Origin of the sequence: Nostoc sp. CMAA1605 (genome assembly GCF_021596505.1) — a bacterium.
GTDB lineage: Bacteria > Cyanobacteriota > Cyanobacteriia > Cyanobacteriales > Nostocaceae > Trichormus.
The window spans coordinates 1-15,123 of sequence record NZ_PJIZ01000128.1 but is presented as its reverse complement, the minus strand read 5'-3'; the positions used below and the strand labels follow the sequence as shown (position 1 = coordinate 15,123).

The following is a 15,123-nucleotide window of genomic DNA, read 5'->3' as shown; positions in this document are numbered from 1 at the left end:
TTAGTACCATTTTAGTTTTGAGGATTGCTTAATGGAAAAATCAATTGTGCAGTTGGTTGACGAATTGCCAGCTGATAATATCACCGTCAAAGTTCTAAAAGCTGTCGATTTTGTTGCACCTAGTCAATGGAATAATTTGGTAGGCTTCGATAATAGTGTCCGTGCTATTACGGGAGAAACTGATCCGAGAGTTATCCAGAGAATCAGAGATAAGGCTACGGTTTTATATCAAGATCCTCAACAGAGTTATCAAAGTGTCATCAGAATTTATCAAACAATTGATAAAGCAGACACAGCGATGGCGGCGGCGGCTTTAGCGAATAAAGTTGGTGAAAAAATTGGGTTTCTCTCGTTTTTAGGTAATATTACACCCAAAGCAGATGTAACCCAGACGATTGATTTAGTATTAAAAATTGCGATTGAAATTATTGCTTTTTGTAAACTCAATGGGATTCCTCAACCAAACCCCCAAGAGTTTGTGAAGTCTTTGAGTAGCAACTATCAAGGTGCGGCTCTCATTCGGATGGCGGCTTTAGTTTGTATCGATGGTTTGTTACCATTAGGCCCTGATTTTCTAAGTAAGATTCAGGGCTTAATTAGTGGTAATGATGCTTCTAGTCAAATTACACAAAATCCAGTATTTTTAGCAGTAAATAGCTCCTTACCTGGTAATAATCCGGCGGAGAAACTGGGTTTTCTTACTCAAGGTTTTAACTCTGTACAAGGGTGGATTGGTGGCTTAGTATCCAAGACTGGGTTAACTCCTCAAACCATTTTTAATAGTTTGGGTAATTTTATTCAAATTGCTGATGATAATTTAGATTTTGTCGCGGCTTTTCTTGACCAAACTACAAATTACTATGAGCATACAGGGATTCAAACTGTTGCCTATAGTGTAATTCAAAAAGCTCATGCTCTAGTGAAGCAAGAAATGCTGCAAGAGCAACAATCCCCATCCAGGCCTGCTGATACTACTTCTGCGGTAAGTAATAATAACAGTGAGTTAGGAGTAGGTAAGAATGTAGAAGTTTGGGACGAAGAGGAAGAAGATTGGTATTCGGCAACGATTGAGAAAGTTAAAGATAATGAATTCTTTATTCATTATGCTGGTTATGGTTCATCCTATGATGAATGGGTAGGCTCTGATGATATCCGTACCCGTTCTCACAGCACATCTGATGATAATGGATTTGCTGTTGGTCTGAAGGTGAAAGTTTGGGATGATGACGATGAAGATTGGTATTCTGCTGTGATTAACAAAATTCAGGGTCAGCAATATTATGTACATTATGTTGGTTATGATGCTTCCTATGACGAATGGGTTGATCTAGAAGAGATTGCCTAAATACTCAGCCATACAATTATCATAATTTAAGCGCAGCGATCGCCTGTATGATGAAATAGGCGATCGCTTTTTGTTGCAGAATAATATGCGCTCCTATACTCAGTGCATAAAACAACTTATAATCAAACGCAATATATCATTTTAAAAAATTTAAAATTCCCAAATTAATTAACTGTGATGACTAGCACTAATACAGATAATTTTGTCAGCATTTTAACTCAAGCTGCAATTGCTTATCGAGAAAAAAATTATCCACTTCCTACCACAGAAGCCATTGTCAATGCTTTGTTAGCCGCAGAAACAACTGCTAAACAACAAAGACTCAATTACGAATTTGACTCTTTAGTTGGTACGTGGCGTTTGTGTTTCGCTACTGGAACAAAAAAAGCCAGAGAACGCGGCGGAATTATTTTAGGTAAGGGTTGGTATGTCCCTAAACTGGCAAAAATTCAGATTTCTTTTAGTGCAGATTCCAAGACAGATGGCAATAGAGGCGAAATTGGGAATCAGGTACAATTGGGATCGATTTTATTACAATTAACAGGGCCAGCTAAGTATTTAGGGAAGAAAAATATCTTGGCTTTTGATTTTACTCAAATGTTATTACAGTTATTTAGTTGTACTATTTATCAACAACAAATTCGTTCTGGTAAAAGTCAATCTGAAGATTTTTACAATCAACCCATCGCTAAACAAGCCTTTTTCGCTTTCTTTCTGGTGAACGCAGATTTAATTGCAGCACGTGGACGTGGGGGCGGCTTGGCGTTGTGGCTTCGAGAAGATATTTCCTAGTGAAAAGGAGGCGTTGCTAATTGAAAATATGAATTTGTCTCGCGCATACCGCTAATCAGCAACGCCAGGAAAAGAAAGGCTAAGAAAGGTATGTCATATTCTGGTTCAGCAACGCCGAAAAGGACAAGAAGCAGGAGAACTCAGAATCTTTCCCCCCTGCCCCCTGCCTCTTCTAAATCGATCTATATTTCTCCGATAAAAGTATATTTTTTACAGACCATATCAAGGCGAATCTCAACCACTGATTGTAGTCTTTTGACACTAGTTGGACTGAGTTAGATGTGCTGGGATGAATTCTGGCGTGATAGCTAACTGGCTCTGAGTAAGGATTTCAGTATCTATATGTAGTTTTCGGAAATGCACTTGGCCTAATTGTGCAATGCGATTTACCGAATTTGGTAACAGAATTTGCACAAACTCTACATGACTAGAGCTAGTGGTTTCACTTATTGTCTTAATTAAGCAAGGAGTTGCAGGGCAACAAAAGCCACAAGCAACTCCGAGCAGATATAGATTAAGACAATTCTAATCGAAGGAAAAAGATCATGCAAGCTCTAGAAAACAATGCTTTGTTTACCGAAATTTCTGCTGAACAATCTCAAGTAGTTAGCGGTGGTGTATTTAATTTCGATCTCAATGCTTATCTGTTCATTTTAGGTGCAGGTACAGTGTTTGGTAATCCTACACTAACTCCAGATGAAGTTCAATTTGCTTTTGAAAAAGCAATTAGCTTGTAATTAGCTAACCTGCTGTGTGTGCCTGGAAATTTATGGTTCAACTACCAACTTTTTCAGGCTTACCTCACAATGCTTCAGGAATAAATTTGGTGTTGATAAACATATCAAATACTGGGGCATTTCCTAATGTTCCAGTATTTGAATAAGTTCCTGAAGCAATTATATTAGCACCAAGCAAGGATAGAAAATGAACAATCATCAGACAGTTCCCATGTTTACGGAGCTAATAAATGAAGAAGCGGCTGTTGTGAGTGGTGGTGCAATTCCCGTATTTATAATTGTTGATGGTGTACCCAAAATCCTCAACGTAGATGGATATGGTGGAGAAGTTACCATTACTCCTACTAGTCCTAAACCTAGTGAGCCACCTCCACCTAACAACAGCATCGGGGGTCAATTGTGGCTACCGACTGGTAACGGTAGTGGATTTGGTTTGTAAGGAAATTCACAATCTAGGGTGGGTAATTGATATCAATTGAAATTACTCATCAAGCTGATTTTTTAATTTATGCTCTTGGGTTGTCAGATTGCTCATTGTTAAAACTAGTTTCATGCAAGCGAGCGATGGAAGAAAATAACACACTTTTTCAAGCAATTACCCCTGAAGAATCTGCTGTTGTCAGTGGAGGAAACTTACAAGTTAGTTTTAATCTGGATACTTACCTGTACATTTTGGGGGCTGGTGTTGTATTTGGCAACCCAGGACTTACTCCAGACGAAATTCAGTTTGCCTGGGAGTCAGCCTTTGTATTTGAATATGCACCAAACTCTCGGAGAGGAAGACGCAGTAACAGGCGTTGAAATAATTAAATTTGTAAGTATATCTCTGATAAGACAGGCTAAGTTAGCCTGTCTTATTCAAAATTGTTCTTGGTGCAATTTGCCTCATCACCTATATCTTCATGGGTACTTTTTGAAAAGTTTTTAACTCACATGAAATACCATTACGTCCCACAACACAGCGAAGAAGATTGTGGTGCTGCTTGTATTACTGCAATTCTCAAACACTATGGCCGGACTGTTACTCTATCTCGTGTGCGTGAGGCTGTAGGTACTGGACAATTTGGCACAACTTTATTAGGCCTCAAACGGGGAGCAGAAACACTGGGGTTTAATGCTCGTCCCGTGAAAACTTCACCAGAATTGTTAAAGCGGATGAATGAAGCACCTCTACCAGCAATTATTCACTGGCAGGGGCATCATTGGGTAGTTTTATATGGTAAAAAAGGCAAAAAATATATAGTTGCTGATCCGGCTGTTGGGTTACGTTATATCTCTCCACAGGCTTTAACAGAGGGGTGGAGTGATTGGTTAATGCTGTTGCTCGAACCTGATCCAATCCGGTTTCATGGGCAGGAAAATGATAAGATTGGCGGTTTTTGGCGTTTCTTTAAGCGTATTTGGATGTTTCGGGGCATTTTAGCTCAAGCCCTACCGCTAAATATATTATTGGGGTTGCTCTCTTTAGCTTCTCCGTTCTTACTCCAAATTCTTACTGATGATGTCCTAGTTCGGGGTGATACTAAACTACTAACGACAATGGCGATCGCTGTCGTAGTAATGAATGTAATTTCTAGTAGTTTATCATGGGTACAATCTAACTTAATTGCTCACTTTGCCCAACGTTTACAACTAGGGTTAGTATTAGAATTTGGGCGGCAAATCTTACAATTACCACTTTCTTATTATGAGGCTCGGCGTAGTGGTGAAATTGTCAGTCGTTTGCGAGATATTGACCAAATTAATCAACTAGTCTCACAAGTTGTTGTCAGTCTACCCAGTAAAGTTTTTATTGCCATTATTTCCCTTGGATTTATGGCTTTTTATAGCTGGAAACTCACGCTAGTTGCTTTGTTTATCTCAGTAGTGATGACATTATCTACAGTCATCTTTCAGCCGACTTTACAACAAAAAACCCGTGATGTTTTAGTCACGGAAGCCGAAGCCCAAGGTGTTTTAGTCGAAACATTTAAAGGCGCGCTCACCCTCAAAACTACCACAGCATACCCGCAATTTTGGGAAGAATTACAAGGTAGATTTGGCAAAATTTCTACCTTAACTCTCAACACTATTCAAATTAGCGTCATTAACGGCACATTTTCTAATTTCGTCTCTGCTGTTGGTAGTATTGCTTTGTTGTGGTACGGGGGGAATTTAGTAATTAATCCCCAAGAAAATTTGAGTATTGGACAGTTATTAGCTTTTAACTCTATGAATGGTAATTTTGTAGGTTTAATTGCTACTGTAATCACCTTTGTAGATGAATTTACACGAGCAAAAACTGCTACTCAACGTCTCACAGAGGTCATAGATGCCATCCCAGAAAATCAAGGAGATGGGAAAAAAGCATTTGCGAAAATTCCTGATCAAGCTGACATTGTTTGTACCCATGTCAATTTTCATTATCCTGGTCGCGTGGAATTATTAGAGGATTTTTCTCTAACTATTCCTGGGGGGAAAGTTGTGGCAATTATTGGCAAATCTGGCTGCGGTAAAAGCACTTTAGCTAAAGTCATTGCTTCTCTATATTCTCTACAATCAGGTAATATCCGCATTGGCATTTATAATTTAGAAGACCTTTCTCTTGATTGTCTGCGTCAACAGATAGTTTTAGTTCCTCAAGATGCTCACTTCTGGAGTCGTTCAATTGTTGAAAACTTTCGCTTAGGTGCGCCTCACATTACATTTGAGCAGATTGTGAGGGCTTGTGAAATTGCCGAAGCCGATGATTTTATTAGTAAACTTCCTGATAAATATCAGACTATTTTAGGAGAATTTGGGGCCAATATTTCTGGTGGACAGAGACAAAGATTAGCCATAGCAAGAGCGATTGTTACAGATCCACCGATACTAATTTTAGATGAATCAACTGCTGGACTTGATCCTGTCAGCGAAACCCAACTATTAGATAAATTATTTCAACATCGTCGAGGAAAAACGACTATTTTAATTAGCCACCGTCCCCAAGTAATTAATCGGGCTGACTGGGTGATGTTGTTAGATCAAGGTAAGTTAAAAGTTGCAGGTTCTTTAGATAATTTACGCTCTATATCTGGAGAGCATTTAGATTTTTTAAAGATTTGATTGGGGATTGGGGCTAATCAATTTAAAATTCAAAATTCAAAATTCAAAATTCAAAATTAAAGATTCCGTTCCCTGTTCCCTGTTCTCTAATGACTATTATAAGTATGCTCTACACTCATAACCAAAAAGTTTTACCACCTGTTCAAAGTGAAGATTTTCTTCCTCCTGTTAGTCCTTGGATGTCTTTGGCTGGAATTTTTCTGATTGCTAGTGTTGCTACTGGAATTACTCTATCTTCATGGATAAAATACAATGTCACAGTAAAAGCGTCGGCTGCTGTACGCCCTACAGGAGAAATTCGACTGGTACAGCCGAAAGTCGAGGGTACAGTTAAAAATATTGTGGTGAAGGAAAATCAGGCTGTAAAACGGGGCGATGTGATTGCTTATTTGGATGATGAGCAATTACAAATTCAAAAAAGTCAACGCCAAAATAATATTGAGCAAGGTAAGTTACAAGTGATTCAAATTGATGCTCAAATTAGTAATTTAGAACGTCAAATTTTGGCAGAAAATACAATAGCCGAGCGAGCAATTTTAGCTGCGAAAGCAGATTCAACACGCATTGAAAGAGAATATCAGGAGAAACAAGTTACTACTAATAGTGAACTGCTAGCAGCACAAGCTAATTTAGAAAAAGCTCAAGCTGATTTGCAAAAATCTCAAGCCGATTTAAGTTTTGCTAAAGTAGACCGCGATCGCTATGAACAATTAGCAAAAATTGGAGCAATTGGACGGCGTGAATTTGAACAAAAGAAACTGGTGGTCGAACAGAGTCAAGCGATTTTAGAAGCGACAAAAAAAGCTGTTGATATCGCTAAAGCTAAAGTTAAATCAGCTCAAGTTAGTGTAAATCCTACAGATGCTACTGTTGCGATCGCCCAAGAACGTATTGCTCAAGAAACTGCTAGAGGTGAAGCTACAATTGCAACTTTAAAAAAGGAAAAACAAGCTTTAATTCAAAGGCGGATAGAAATTCAAAATCAAATCGGACAATCCCAAAAAGAGTTGCTACAGATAGTTAATCAACTGCAAGATACTGTTTTACGAGCTAGTAGTGATGGTATTATTCTCAAATTGAATTTACGCAATCCTGGGCAAGTTTTACGCGCTAGTGAAGCTGTAGCAGAAATCGCGCCTAATCATGCTCCTCTAATTATTAAAGCGGTGATTCCCACCCAAGAAATTAAAAATGTCGCCCTTGGACAAACAGCACAAATGCGGATTAATGCCTGTCCCTATCCTGATTACGGCACACTCACAGGAGTAGTTAAAGCTATTTCTCCAGATGCTATTAAACCGAATAATGATAATACATCTACATCTAGTTCAAGCACCTCTACTGCTAGCTATTTTGAAGTAACTATCCAACCCGATAGCCTGACTTTTGGTAATGGTCGTCAGTGTAATCTCCAAGCTGGTATGGAGGCTCAAGCTGATATTATTTCTAAGCAGGAAACAGCACTGCAATTTATCTTGAGAAAAGCCAGATTAATTACAGATTTGTAAGGAATAATTTAGGTAATAACGCTGCATTTTGTATGGTGTGTTTAAGCAAAGTATAACGCACCAGAATCATACTTTTTATAACGGCTAGATATTACTTACACACACGACCAAATCTTGATATAGCCGCAACATACCATAATTAATGTTTCCTAGTTTTGAATTGATACGGCCATGATTATGTTTGTTCAATCCTATCATAGAATTCAGCAATCATTGCAATGGTGGTCGTTGAGACAATCTCTGAAATTATTTATGGAGGCTGAGAAAATTAGAGAAGAACTATTACAAGAATTATTTACATTCCGGCGGAATCTAGAACTATCAGCACTAGATAACGAAGAATTATCTATTGAAAAAACTCAAGCCTATGTAAAACAAATTGATTATTTACATCGCTCCCTAGCAAAGTTGAGCGATCGCCTATTTCCATCCTATCTTCAAGATAATTTTCCTTTAGCTATTGAAGACTTATTAGCACAGTGGATTGTTTCCCACCCTCAGCTAGAATTTCATCTCAGTATGCCATTGAGTTGGCGATATGAATCGGCTGAACATAGTCTGATAGTTTTAAATGCTTTAGAAGAGTTATTTACTATTACCTTACCGGATTTATTGACCCCAAGAGCCATTAACATTAGTTTGGAACAACGTCAAAATCTGGCGCAATTAATTGTCACTATGACTTACTCTGACTTATCTATGTTAGTTCCCTATACTCACTGGAGAGAACTAGATTATCTGTGTGAAAGTTTTAAAGCTTTGACAGCAGGAAAATTATTTTATCGGAGAAATAATTTAATGGTGGCTTACTACTTCTATTGGTAATAATGTAGGGACAGAATCATTTTTTTTCGGTTTTTAACGCTATAATTCGCTGAATTCACCATACTATCTTCCTCCTATCGCTTGTCTTAGTTGCTGCCAGTAACAATATTTAATTTTCTATATTTGTGAGTAGTACCTAACAATTTAGTATAATAAGCTTAGAGATATAAAGTATGTAAAACCATTAACAATAAAACATTCAAGAGGTGGGAATTTGATTATGAGAGAAATTCTGACCGAGAAAAATTTGCTGAAAATTCTAGTAATTGATGACCACGAATCAGTATTATCAGGAACGCTGAATGTGTTGCGGAAACATTTTTCTGATGCTGAATTGATTACCGCTACAACTGCCAGAAATGCTCTTGAACAACTCACTATATTAGAACATAAACCAGATTTAGTAGTGATGGATCTCTCCATTCCTGAACATCCAGACACAACGGCAAAACCAGAAACTGGTGTACAACTCCTGCGAACTTTGATGAAAGAATATCCCCATCTCAATATCGTAGTGCAGAGTGCTAATGTCAGAACTTTAGTGAGAATTCGACCAGATATTGATAGCCATAAAGGAGGCTTTACTGTTGCAGATAAAAGCCTATCTACCCAAGAAATGTTAACTAGAGTTGATTGGGCTTTACAAGGATTAACTCACACAAAAGACATTAAAGGTATTCATTCAGGTTTGGAAGTCAAACCCGAATGGTTGAGGATGTTAACTTTGGCTTTTGGAGAAGGGTTACAAGATAGAACTATTGCTGAACGTATGTGCATATCTGAAAGGATGGTGCGCCATTACTGGAGTAAATTGCAAGATGCTTTAGATGTTTATCCTGAAGAGGGAAGAAATATCCGCATTCAAACTGAAATGCGTGCTAGAGAAGAGGGATTAATTGATTAATTCAGGTATCTTTAAAGGGAATGTGTAATCAAGTCTGTAGGTGTCATAATATTTAAAGATTAAATTCCCAAAATTTTCTCTAATTTGGGTATAAAAAGTATTATATTGAAACACTTATGCAGCCAGAAATTTGGAAAAGATTTAAAGAAGAAATTACCATTTGGCGTGTAGGTGCATTACCAGGTATGGCATTAATGGGGCTAGTGATTATGGCTCGTCTAAGTGGTGCAATGCAGCCTTTAGAGTGGTTAGCTTTTGATCATTTCCTGCGTTTGCGGCCTGCTGAACCGATAGATGAGAGAATTATTGTAGTAGAAATTAATGAAGATGATCCTCGCATTCGGCAAAATTATGCGATTAATTCTGCTATCTCAGATCGGGATTTATCCCAACTATTATTAAAGTTAAATAAATATCAGCCACGAGTAATTGGCTTAGATATTTATAGAAATTTACCAGTCAATCCTGGTTATGATGAGTTAGTAAAAGTATTGTCAGAAACTAAAAATCTTGTTGCGATTGAAAAAGTCTTACCTGATTCAGTTCCTCCACCCCCTACATTATCACAAGAGCAGATTGGTTTTGCTGATCAACTCCCTGATAGTGATGGTAAATTAAGGCGCAGTTTATTATCCACACCATCACCATCATCTTCAGAATATAAGTTTTCTTTGTCTTTACGTTTAGCAGAAATTTATTTAGCGAAAGCCGGAATTACTTTAGAGAATGGAATTCGCGATCGCCATGCGTTGCGCTTTGGAAAAACTGAACTACCCCGATTTTCTCCCAACGCTGGGGGTTATATCCGCACTGATGCAGGTGGAGTGCAAGTATTACTCAATTTTCGCAGTGGTAAAAATCGATTTCAAACTGTGTCTTTATATGACATTCAGAACAACAAATTTAATCTGGAATTAATCCGCGATCGCATAGTAATTATTGGGATTACTTCCCCCAGTCGCAAAGACTTTATTACCACCTCAGCAATAGAGTCAACTAAACCTGCACCTGGTAGAGTTTATGGGGTAGAAATTCAAGCACACGCTGTTAGCCAAATTATCAGCGCAGTCTTAGATAAAAGACCACTTTTAAATACATGGCCAGATATTTGGGAATATCTTTGGATTATAGCTTGGGGTATTTTAGGAATTGCTAGCGCAAGACTGACAAAATCGCCTTTAGGCAATTTTTTTATCATAGTTTGTGCTAGCTGTAGCCTCATAACTATCAGTTACTTGTCACTGATTTGGGGTTGGTGGGTACCATTTGTACCAGCATTTTTAGTATTAATACTCAATGGGATAGAATTAACAGCTTTATATCAAAATGACCATGCTTTACGGTTAGGGATTAAAGCCAGACAAGCCATCATTGAGCGTACATTTGAAACTATTCACAACGGCCCTTTACAAAATTTGGCTAAAGTTTTAAAACTAGTCCGCGATCGCAATAATCCATCTCAAGAATTGCTCACAGAAATAGAAGATGAATTAGAAAAATTGAATCAAGAACTCAGAGGAATTTATGAGTTTTTACAAAGAGAGCCACCCCATCAAGATAATAGTCTCTATTTAGGTAGAAGTTTAGTCCTAAATTTACAAGACCCACTACATGAAATTCTCTATCAAGTTTACACCTATACTTTAGAAAGAGAATTTCCTTGCTTTAGAACCATCAGGATTAAAATTCTCAATTTTGAACCTATAGATGAGCGACATTTGACGACTGAAAAAAAACAAAGTCTTTGTCGATTTCTAGAAGAAGCTTTATGTAATGTTGGTAGACACGCTACAGGTGTCACTCGCTTGGAAGTAAATTGTTCTTCATCGGAAGGTTGGTATACCTTAAGCATTGTAGATGATGGCTTGGGTTTCGCTTCATCTACAGAAGGTCGTGGTACTCAACAATTTAGAAATTTCGCTAAACAATTCAAAGGTAAATTTCGGCGATTTCCCCTTTCTCCTAAAGGGACTCTCTGTGAATTATCGTGGCCTATGCGGAAGTTTTGGTTTTAGGAATGAGGAAAATGGGGAAAATAACTCATGTTGATCTACCACTTATTTTGATGTTTTTGTCAATGCTGGTATGCTTTTTTATGCTTGAATATTGGCAGTAATTTAAAATAATTAATGCTCTGTAAAATCCCTTTGTTTGAAAAATTAAATATGAGAAAATCAGAAAATAACAATCTGCGATTTGTAGTTTATTTAGTATCTTTCAAAGTGAAGTATACCCTATGATGACTAACAACAAAAAATCCAGGTATGCAATTACTTGTATCAGGATTTTCACAGGTTGTATTTTGAGTGCAATTCTAGGTGTAACTCAGGCTGCAATGGCTGGTTATAGACCACCCAAAGATCAAAAACCTCCCAGTGGTTATTCAGATTCATCAGGTGTCAGGGGAAGATGCGAGGCTAGCAGTGGGCGATCGCTCATGTTATTAGCACCCCAAACTCATGTAGGTTTAACTACCTCCACCCATCCGACATTTGCTTGGTATGTCTGGAATCATCAATCTTTACCTATCAAATTTAGCCTCTATGAATTTGATAAAAATCTCCGTCCACAAAAACTAGATACCTATACAAAAATCCTCCTCAGTTCACCAGGATTAATGAAACAAAGATTACCGCAAGATTTGCCAGGTTTAAGTGTAGGTAAAAGGTATCTTTGGCAGTTGCAAATTATTTGTAATCCTGAGCGTCCTTCCCATAATCCTATCGCTAGAGCCGAGGTAGAAGTTGTAGCCGCACCTCAAACTTTAATCAATGATTTAGCGATGACGAATAATCCTGCTTTCAAAGCCAATCTATATGGACAATATGGGATTTGGTATGATGCAATTAAAGAAGCTCTCCCTAATAATTCTCAAGATGAAGTTGCTCAAGTCTTTACTAATTTGTTAGCTAGTCTTACAGAATTAGAAGCAGTAGGAAAAGACAGAAATTTCCATCAATTTGCATTGATTTATCAAGAGTAATATCAATTCGCAATGGACTTCTCTCCGAGACGCTGCGCGAACGTCCCGCTACGCTAACGCAATGGGCTAACGCCCCGCTTCGCTAACGCAATGGACTAACGTCCCGCTACGCTAACGCAATTCGCGACGATGCTCCCGTCTCACTACGCTAAAGCAATTAAGAAATTCAGATACTATCTTGGTTTCAAGCATTGCATCTGTTACTTAATTTTGGAGAATTTGTATTAAGATAATCAAATTTGGATTTTAGATTATGGATTGGGGTTAAATCCATAATCCAAAATCCAAAATCCAAAATTCCTAGAGCCAATTACCTACAAGCACAAACGCCGCCCAATATGCAGGGTGGGATGATTGTCCGCCATTGGTGATGAGCGATCGCTGTGCTATTCTAAGAGCCTCAGCTTTAGTTACACCAGAGTGACACCAAGCCTCATAAAACTCAGTAATTAATTTGACAGTAGCAGCATCGTTAATTGACCACAAGGAAGCTAGGGCAGTTTTTACACCGGCTTGTACTGCTACCCCTGCAAGCCCTAAAGCCGCACGCTCACTACCAATCGCACTTTCACAGGCAGTTAGTAACAGTAAATCTACTGAATCATGAATATAACTAATATTACGAAAAATATTATCTAACTCTGTAATTGTGAGCTTTTGATTATCCCCCGTGACTAAAAAAGTCTCATCAGGATGCTGACCAAATTCACCATGTGTAGCAATGTGGATAATGGGGTAAAAAGTTTCACGTAGTTCAGATTTGAGGCGATCGCGTGTAAAATTTTGATCTAACAACTGCTTGCTATTGGGAATTTGTCGTTTCACTTCCCGAATTTCTGTAGCGACATTTTTTAACGCCTCATATCTGCGTCCCTCAACTATTGCTGATTGGGTTAAACCAACAGCTAAGGCGCGGACTTTATTTTGCTTTGATGTTTGCAAATTGGTGAGACTGAGACTAGGAGTAGTGGCGATCGCATATTTTTCTACTAAAAATTTTTCCCCATCATGTAACGCCGCCATCGGTATGCTACGTAGGATACCATCTTGGATAAAGACTAAAGTGTTAATTTCTAAGGTTTCTAAATCATTGGCAAAGGGTCGAATCATCCAATCATATAGCTGCTGTGCTAGTTGGGGATTATAAATAATATCACCGTAATTTTCTAAGCCTCTACGAAATTGATTTACTTTCTCCCGAAATGTTTGGCTATCTATGTTAATCCAATGTAATTTTAGTTTTTGATTCGCTCTAGGGAATCTAGCGATGATTGCAGTTTTCTCATTTAAGATGATGGAATTGAAAATCGCTGTATTTACTTTGGATACAGTTAAATTCCTTACTTGGTTCTTCACTAATGTTAATTGACAATCTTGATTATGGTAGTTTTGAATCTCCATCATTTGTAATTCACCCAAGTCATTAATGATAGAATTTAGTTTGTAATCAATATTTGTGGTTTTTCCCTCTAGTAAACTGAGATGTTTAGCAATTACTTTTCGGTAAGTTTGTGTGCTGTATGCTTGAGATGCAAATGGAGAATATTTTGTTTGTAGACATTGACTTTGATCAGAGTTTGAGAAAAGTTTAGATTTAATATGAGCATAATGATGACTGTTGCTTGCAGATAAGATATTTTTCTCCTGCTCAATAGAGATTTTTTCAGTTAATGCCCATGAAGGCAGAGTAAAAACAACATGATTCATTACCAAACATAAAATTATGCTAATGATAAATAGCCATGCTAACAAGTAATTTTGCCTTGTCATCATAATCAGTATTTGATTAATATTTCAATAAATAATGAATATTGAAGAACACACCAATTAAGACAGTTTGCAATTGACTGACTTCTGGCTACGCTCTAAGCGCAGCTATGCCGCAGGCTTTATACAATTACTCGTTATAATAGGGAATTAAACCCCAAAATTTCGTTAAATAATCATTTACTCCGTTTGGAGAACAGCACTAATAGTATATTTTTATCCCATCAAATCTTGAAAAACACAGCCAACTAAGTAAGTCGGTGCGAAAAAACCAAACTACATTAAGCAATGTAAAAATTGGAAAATTCGTTTTGTAGTAAGGACTACCCTTCGGGAACGCTTCGCGAACAGTCCTTATTTGAGGACTAAAGTCCTCTCTACCAACCTTTAATTATTTACACCGTTCTATTTACTATTCAAACTTATTTTCAGAAGAAATATTACAATGCGGTGGTGTATCCGCATTGTAATTATGGTTTTTAGAGGATTCCAAACCCCATTCATTGGTAAGTCATGGGGCTAGATTTAGGCTTCAGAGGGTTTGATATGAATAGCTATAATTGGCAAACATCTTCTCAAATGCGAGCGTGTTTGTCAGCATATCATAAAATATTTTGCCCAGACAAGCTGCATTTTTTATGCTCCGAATTAAATGAAATAAATGAATAAGTTGAATTTAATGAATTATGGTTGCTGAAGTTTTACCCATCAGGATATTCTCCCCATGATTAACTTGAGAATATAGTTACCTATTCTCAAATGATTGAGCAAATTCTCATATGTTGCCATCTATAGCGATGGCAGAAAATCTTAAGCAGGACTTAAACCCAGGGTGATTTTACACAAATTTGGTCACTGTTCACTGTTAAAATAAACCCTAATATAGTATCTATCTACACTCAATCAATAGCGTCGCTTTTTGGTAATGGATAACGCAACAATCCAGCGACTAAAGACATATTTTTATTTTTTGCTCACAGTAAAATCAGCCCCCATTGCTGTAGTTAATCAATATTTATAGACTTGAGACATCAATATGCAAAATGACATCATAAACTTTGTAGAAATTGCAAAAAATCAGACCAATGGCGTATTTGGTTTAAGTTTTCCTGGCTTGGTAACTATTAGTGCTGACGGAAAATTTCTCTATGTAGCCGCAACAGATAACTCATTTACAG

12 protein-coding genes are annotated in these 15,123 nt (G+C 37.5%); 11 read left to right on the top strand and 1 reads right to left on the bottom strand.

Annotation, left to right across the window (positions count from 1 at the left end):
• Positions 1-31: 31 nt before the first annotated feature.
• The 11 genes from CV014_RS27205 (at position 32) to CV014_RS27155 (ending at position 12,178) form a co-directional block, all read left to right on the top strand.
• Positions 32-1,345, top strand: coding sequence for a Tudor-knot domain-containing protein (locus CV014_RS27205; RefSeq protein ID WP_236144872.1), 1,314 nt, complete (start codon positions 32-34; stop codon positions 1,343-1,345).
• 177 nt (positions 1,346-1,522) lie between these two features.
• A complete protein-coding gene (locus tag CV014_RS27200; protein ID WP_236144871.1) occupies positions 1,523-2,137 on the top strand; it encodes a hypothetical protein in 615 nt (204 codons plus the stop codon).
• 545 nt (positions 2,138-2,682) lie between these two features.
• Positions 2,683-2,874 carry a hypothetical protein gene (locus tag CV014_RS27195; protein WP_236144870.1) on the top strand — a complete coding sequence of 64 codons (192 nt, stop codon included), beginning with the start codon at positions 2,683-2,685 and terminating at the stop codon, positions 2,872-2,874.
• A gap of 187 nt (positions 2,875-3,061) precedes the next feature.
• Positions 3,062-3,313 carry a hypothetical protein gene (locus CV014_RS27190; protein ID WP_236144869.1) on the top strand — a complete coding sequence of 84 codons (252 nt, stop codon included), beginning with the start codon at positions 3,062-3,064 and terminating at the stop codon, positions 3,311-3,313.
• Positions 3,314-3,438: 125 nt separating this feature from the next.
• The gene (locus tag CV014_RS27185) at positions 3,439-3,675 is read left to right on the top strand and encodes a hypothetical protein (protein WP_236144868.1); all 237 of its coding nucleotides are present in this window, start codon (positions 3,439-3,441) and stop codon (positions 3,673-3,675) included.
• Positions 3,676-3,807: 132 nt separating this feature from the next.
• Positions 3,808-5,958 (top strand): peptidase domain-containing ABC transporter, encoded by a 2,151-nt coding sequence (locus CV014_RS27180; RefSeq protein ID WP_236144867.1) that lies wholly within the window; start codon positions 3,808-3,810, stop codon positions 5,956-5,958.
• Between the two features lie 104 nt (positions 5,959-6,062).
• Positions 6,063-7,466: an HlyD family secretion protein gene (locus CV014_RS27175; RefSeq protein ID WP_236144866.1), complete on the top strand. Its 1,404-nt coding sequence runs from the start codon at positions 6,063-6,065 to the stop codon at positions 7,464-7,466.
• 177 nt (positions 7,467-7,643) lie between these two features.
• On the top strand, positions 7,644-8,291 hold the full coding sequence (locus CV014_RS27170; RefSeq protein ID WP_236144865.1) for a hypothetical protein: 648 nt from the start codon (positions 7,644-7,646) through the stop codon (positions 8,289-8,291).
• 220 nt (positions 8,292-8,511) lie between these two features.
• On the top strand, positions 8,512-9,195 hold the full coding sequence (locus CV014_RS27165; protein WP_236144864.1) for a response regulator: 684 nt from the start codon (positions 8,512-8,514) through the stop codon (positions 9,193-9,195).
• A 116-nt stretch (positions 9,196-9,311) separates the two neighbouring features.
• Positions 9,312-11,210: a CHASE2 domain-containing protein gene (locus CV014_RS27160; protein WP_236144863.1), complete on the top strand. Its 1,899-nt coding sequence runs from the start codon at positions 9,312-9,314 to the stop codon at positions 11,208-11,210.
• A 221-nt stretch (positions 11,211-11,431) separates the two neighbouring features.
• On the top strand, positions 11,432-12,178 hold the full coding sequence (locus CV014_RS27155) for a DUF928 domain-containing protein (protein ID WP_236144862.1): 747 nt from the start codon (positions 11,432-11,434) through the stop codon (positions 12,176-12,178).
• Between the two features lie 300 nt (positions 12,179-12,478).
• On the opposite strand, the gene CV014_RS27150 is transcribed toward CV014_RS27155, so the two are convergent.
• The gene (locus CV014_RS27150; RefSeq protein WP_236144861.1) at positions 12,479-13,951 is read right to left on the bottom strand and encodes a CHAT domain-containing protein; all 1,473 of its coding nucleotides are present in this window, start codon (positions 13,949-13,951) and stop codon (positions 12,479-12,481) included.
• Positions 13,952-15,123: the final 1,172 nt, after the last annotated feature.

Bases quoted from the DNA above. Each gene is read 5' to 3' on its own strand.
- CV014_RS27205 (WP_236144872.1), top strand. From the start codon at position 32: ATGGAAAAATCAATTGTGCAGTTGGTTGACGAATTGCCAGCTGATAAT.
- CV014_RS27200 (WP_236144871.1), top strand. From the start codon at position 1,523: ATGACTAGCACTAATACAGATAATTTTGTCAGCATTTTAACTCAAGCT.
- CV014_RS27195 (WP_236144870.1), top strand. From the start codon at position 2,683: ATGCAAGCTCTAGAAAACAATGCTTTGTTTACCGAAATTTCTGCTGAA.
- CV014_RS27190 (WP_236144869.1), top strand. From the start codon at position 3,062: ATGAACAATCATCAGACAGTTCCCATGTTTACGGAGCTAATAAATGAA.
- CV014_RS27185 (WP_236144868.1), top strand. From the start codon at position 3,439: ATGGAAGAAAATAACACACTTTTTCAAGCAATTACCCCTGAAGAATCT.
- CV014_RS27180 (WP_236144867.1), top strand. From the start codon at position 3,808: ATGAAATACCATTACGTCCCACAACACAGCGAAGAAGATTGTGGTGCT.
- CV014_RS27175 (WP_236144866.1), top strand. From the start codon at position 6,063: ATGCTCTACACTCATAACCAAAAAGTTTTACCACCTGTTCAAAGTGAA.
- CV014_RS27170 (WP_236144865.1), top strand. From the start codon at position 7,644: ATGTTTGTTCAATCCTATCATAGAATTCAGCAATCATTGCAATGGTGG.
- CV014_RS27165 (WP_236144864.1), top strand. From the start codon at position 8,512: ATGAGAGAAATTCTGACCGAGAAAAATTTGCTGAAAATTCTAGTAATT.
- CV014_RS27160 (WP_236144863.1), top strand. From the start codon at position 9,312: ATGCAGCCAGAAATTTGGAAAAGATTTAAAGAAGAAATTACCATTTGG.
- CV014_RS27155 (WP_236144862.1), top strand. From the start codon at position 11,432: ATGATGACTAACAACAAAAAATCCAGGTATGCAATTACTTGTATCAGG.
- CV014_RS27150 (WP_236144861.1), bottom strand. From the start codon at position 13,951: ATGATGACAAGGCAAAATTACTTGTTAGCATGGCTATTTATCATTAGC.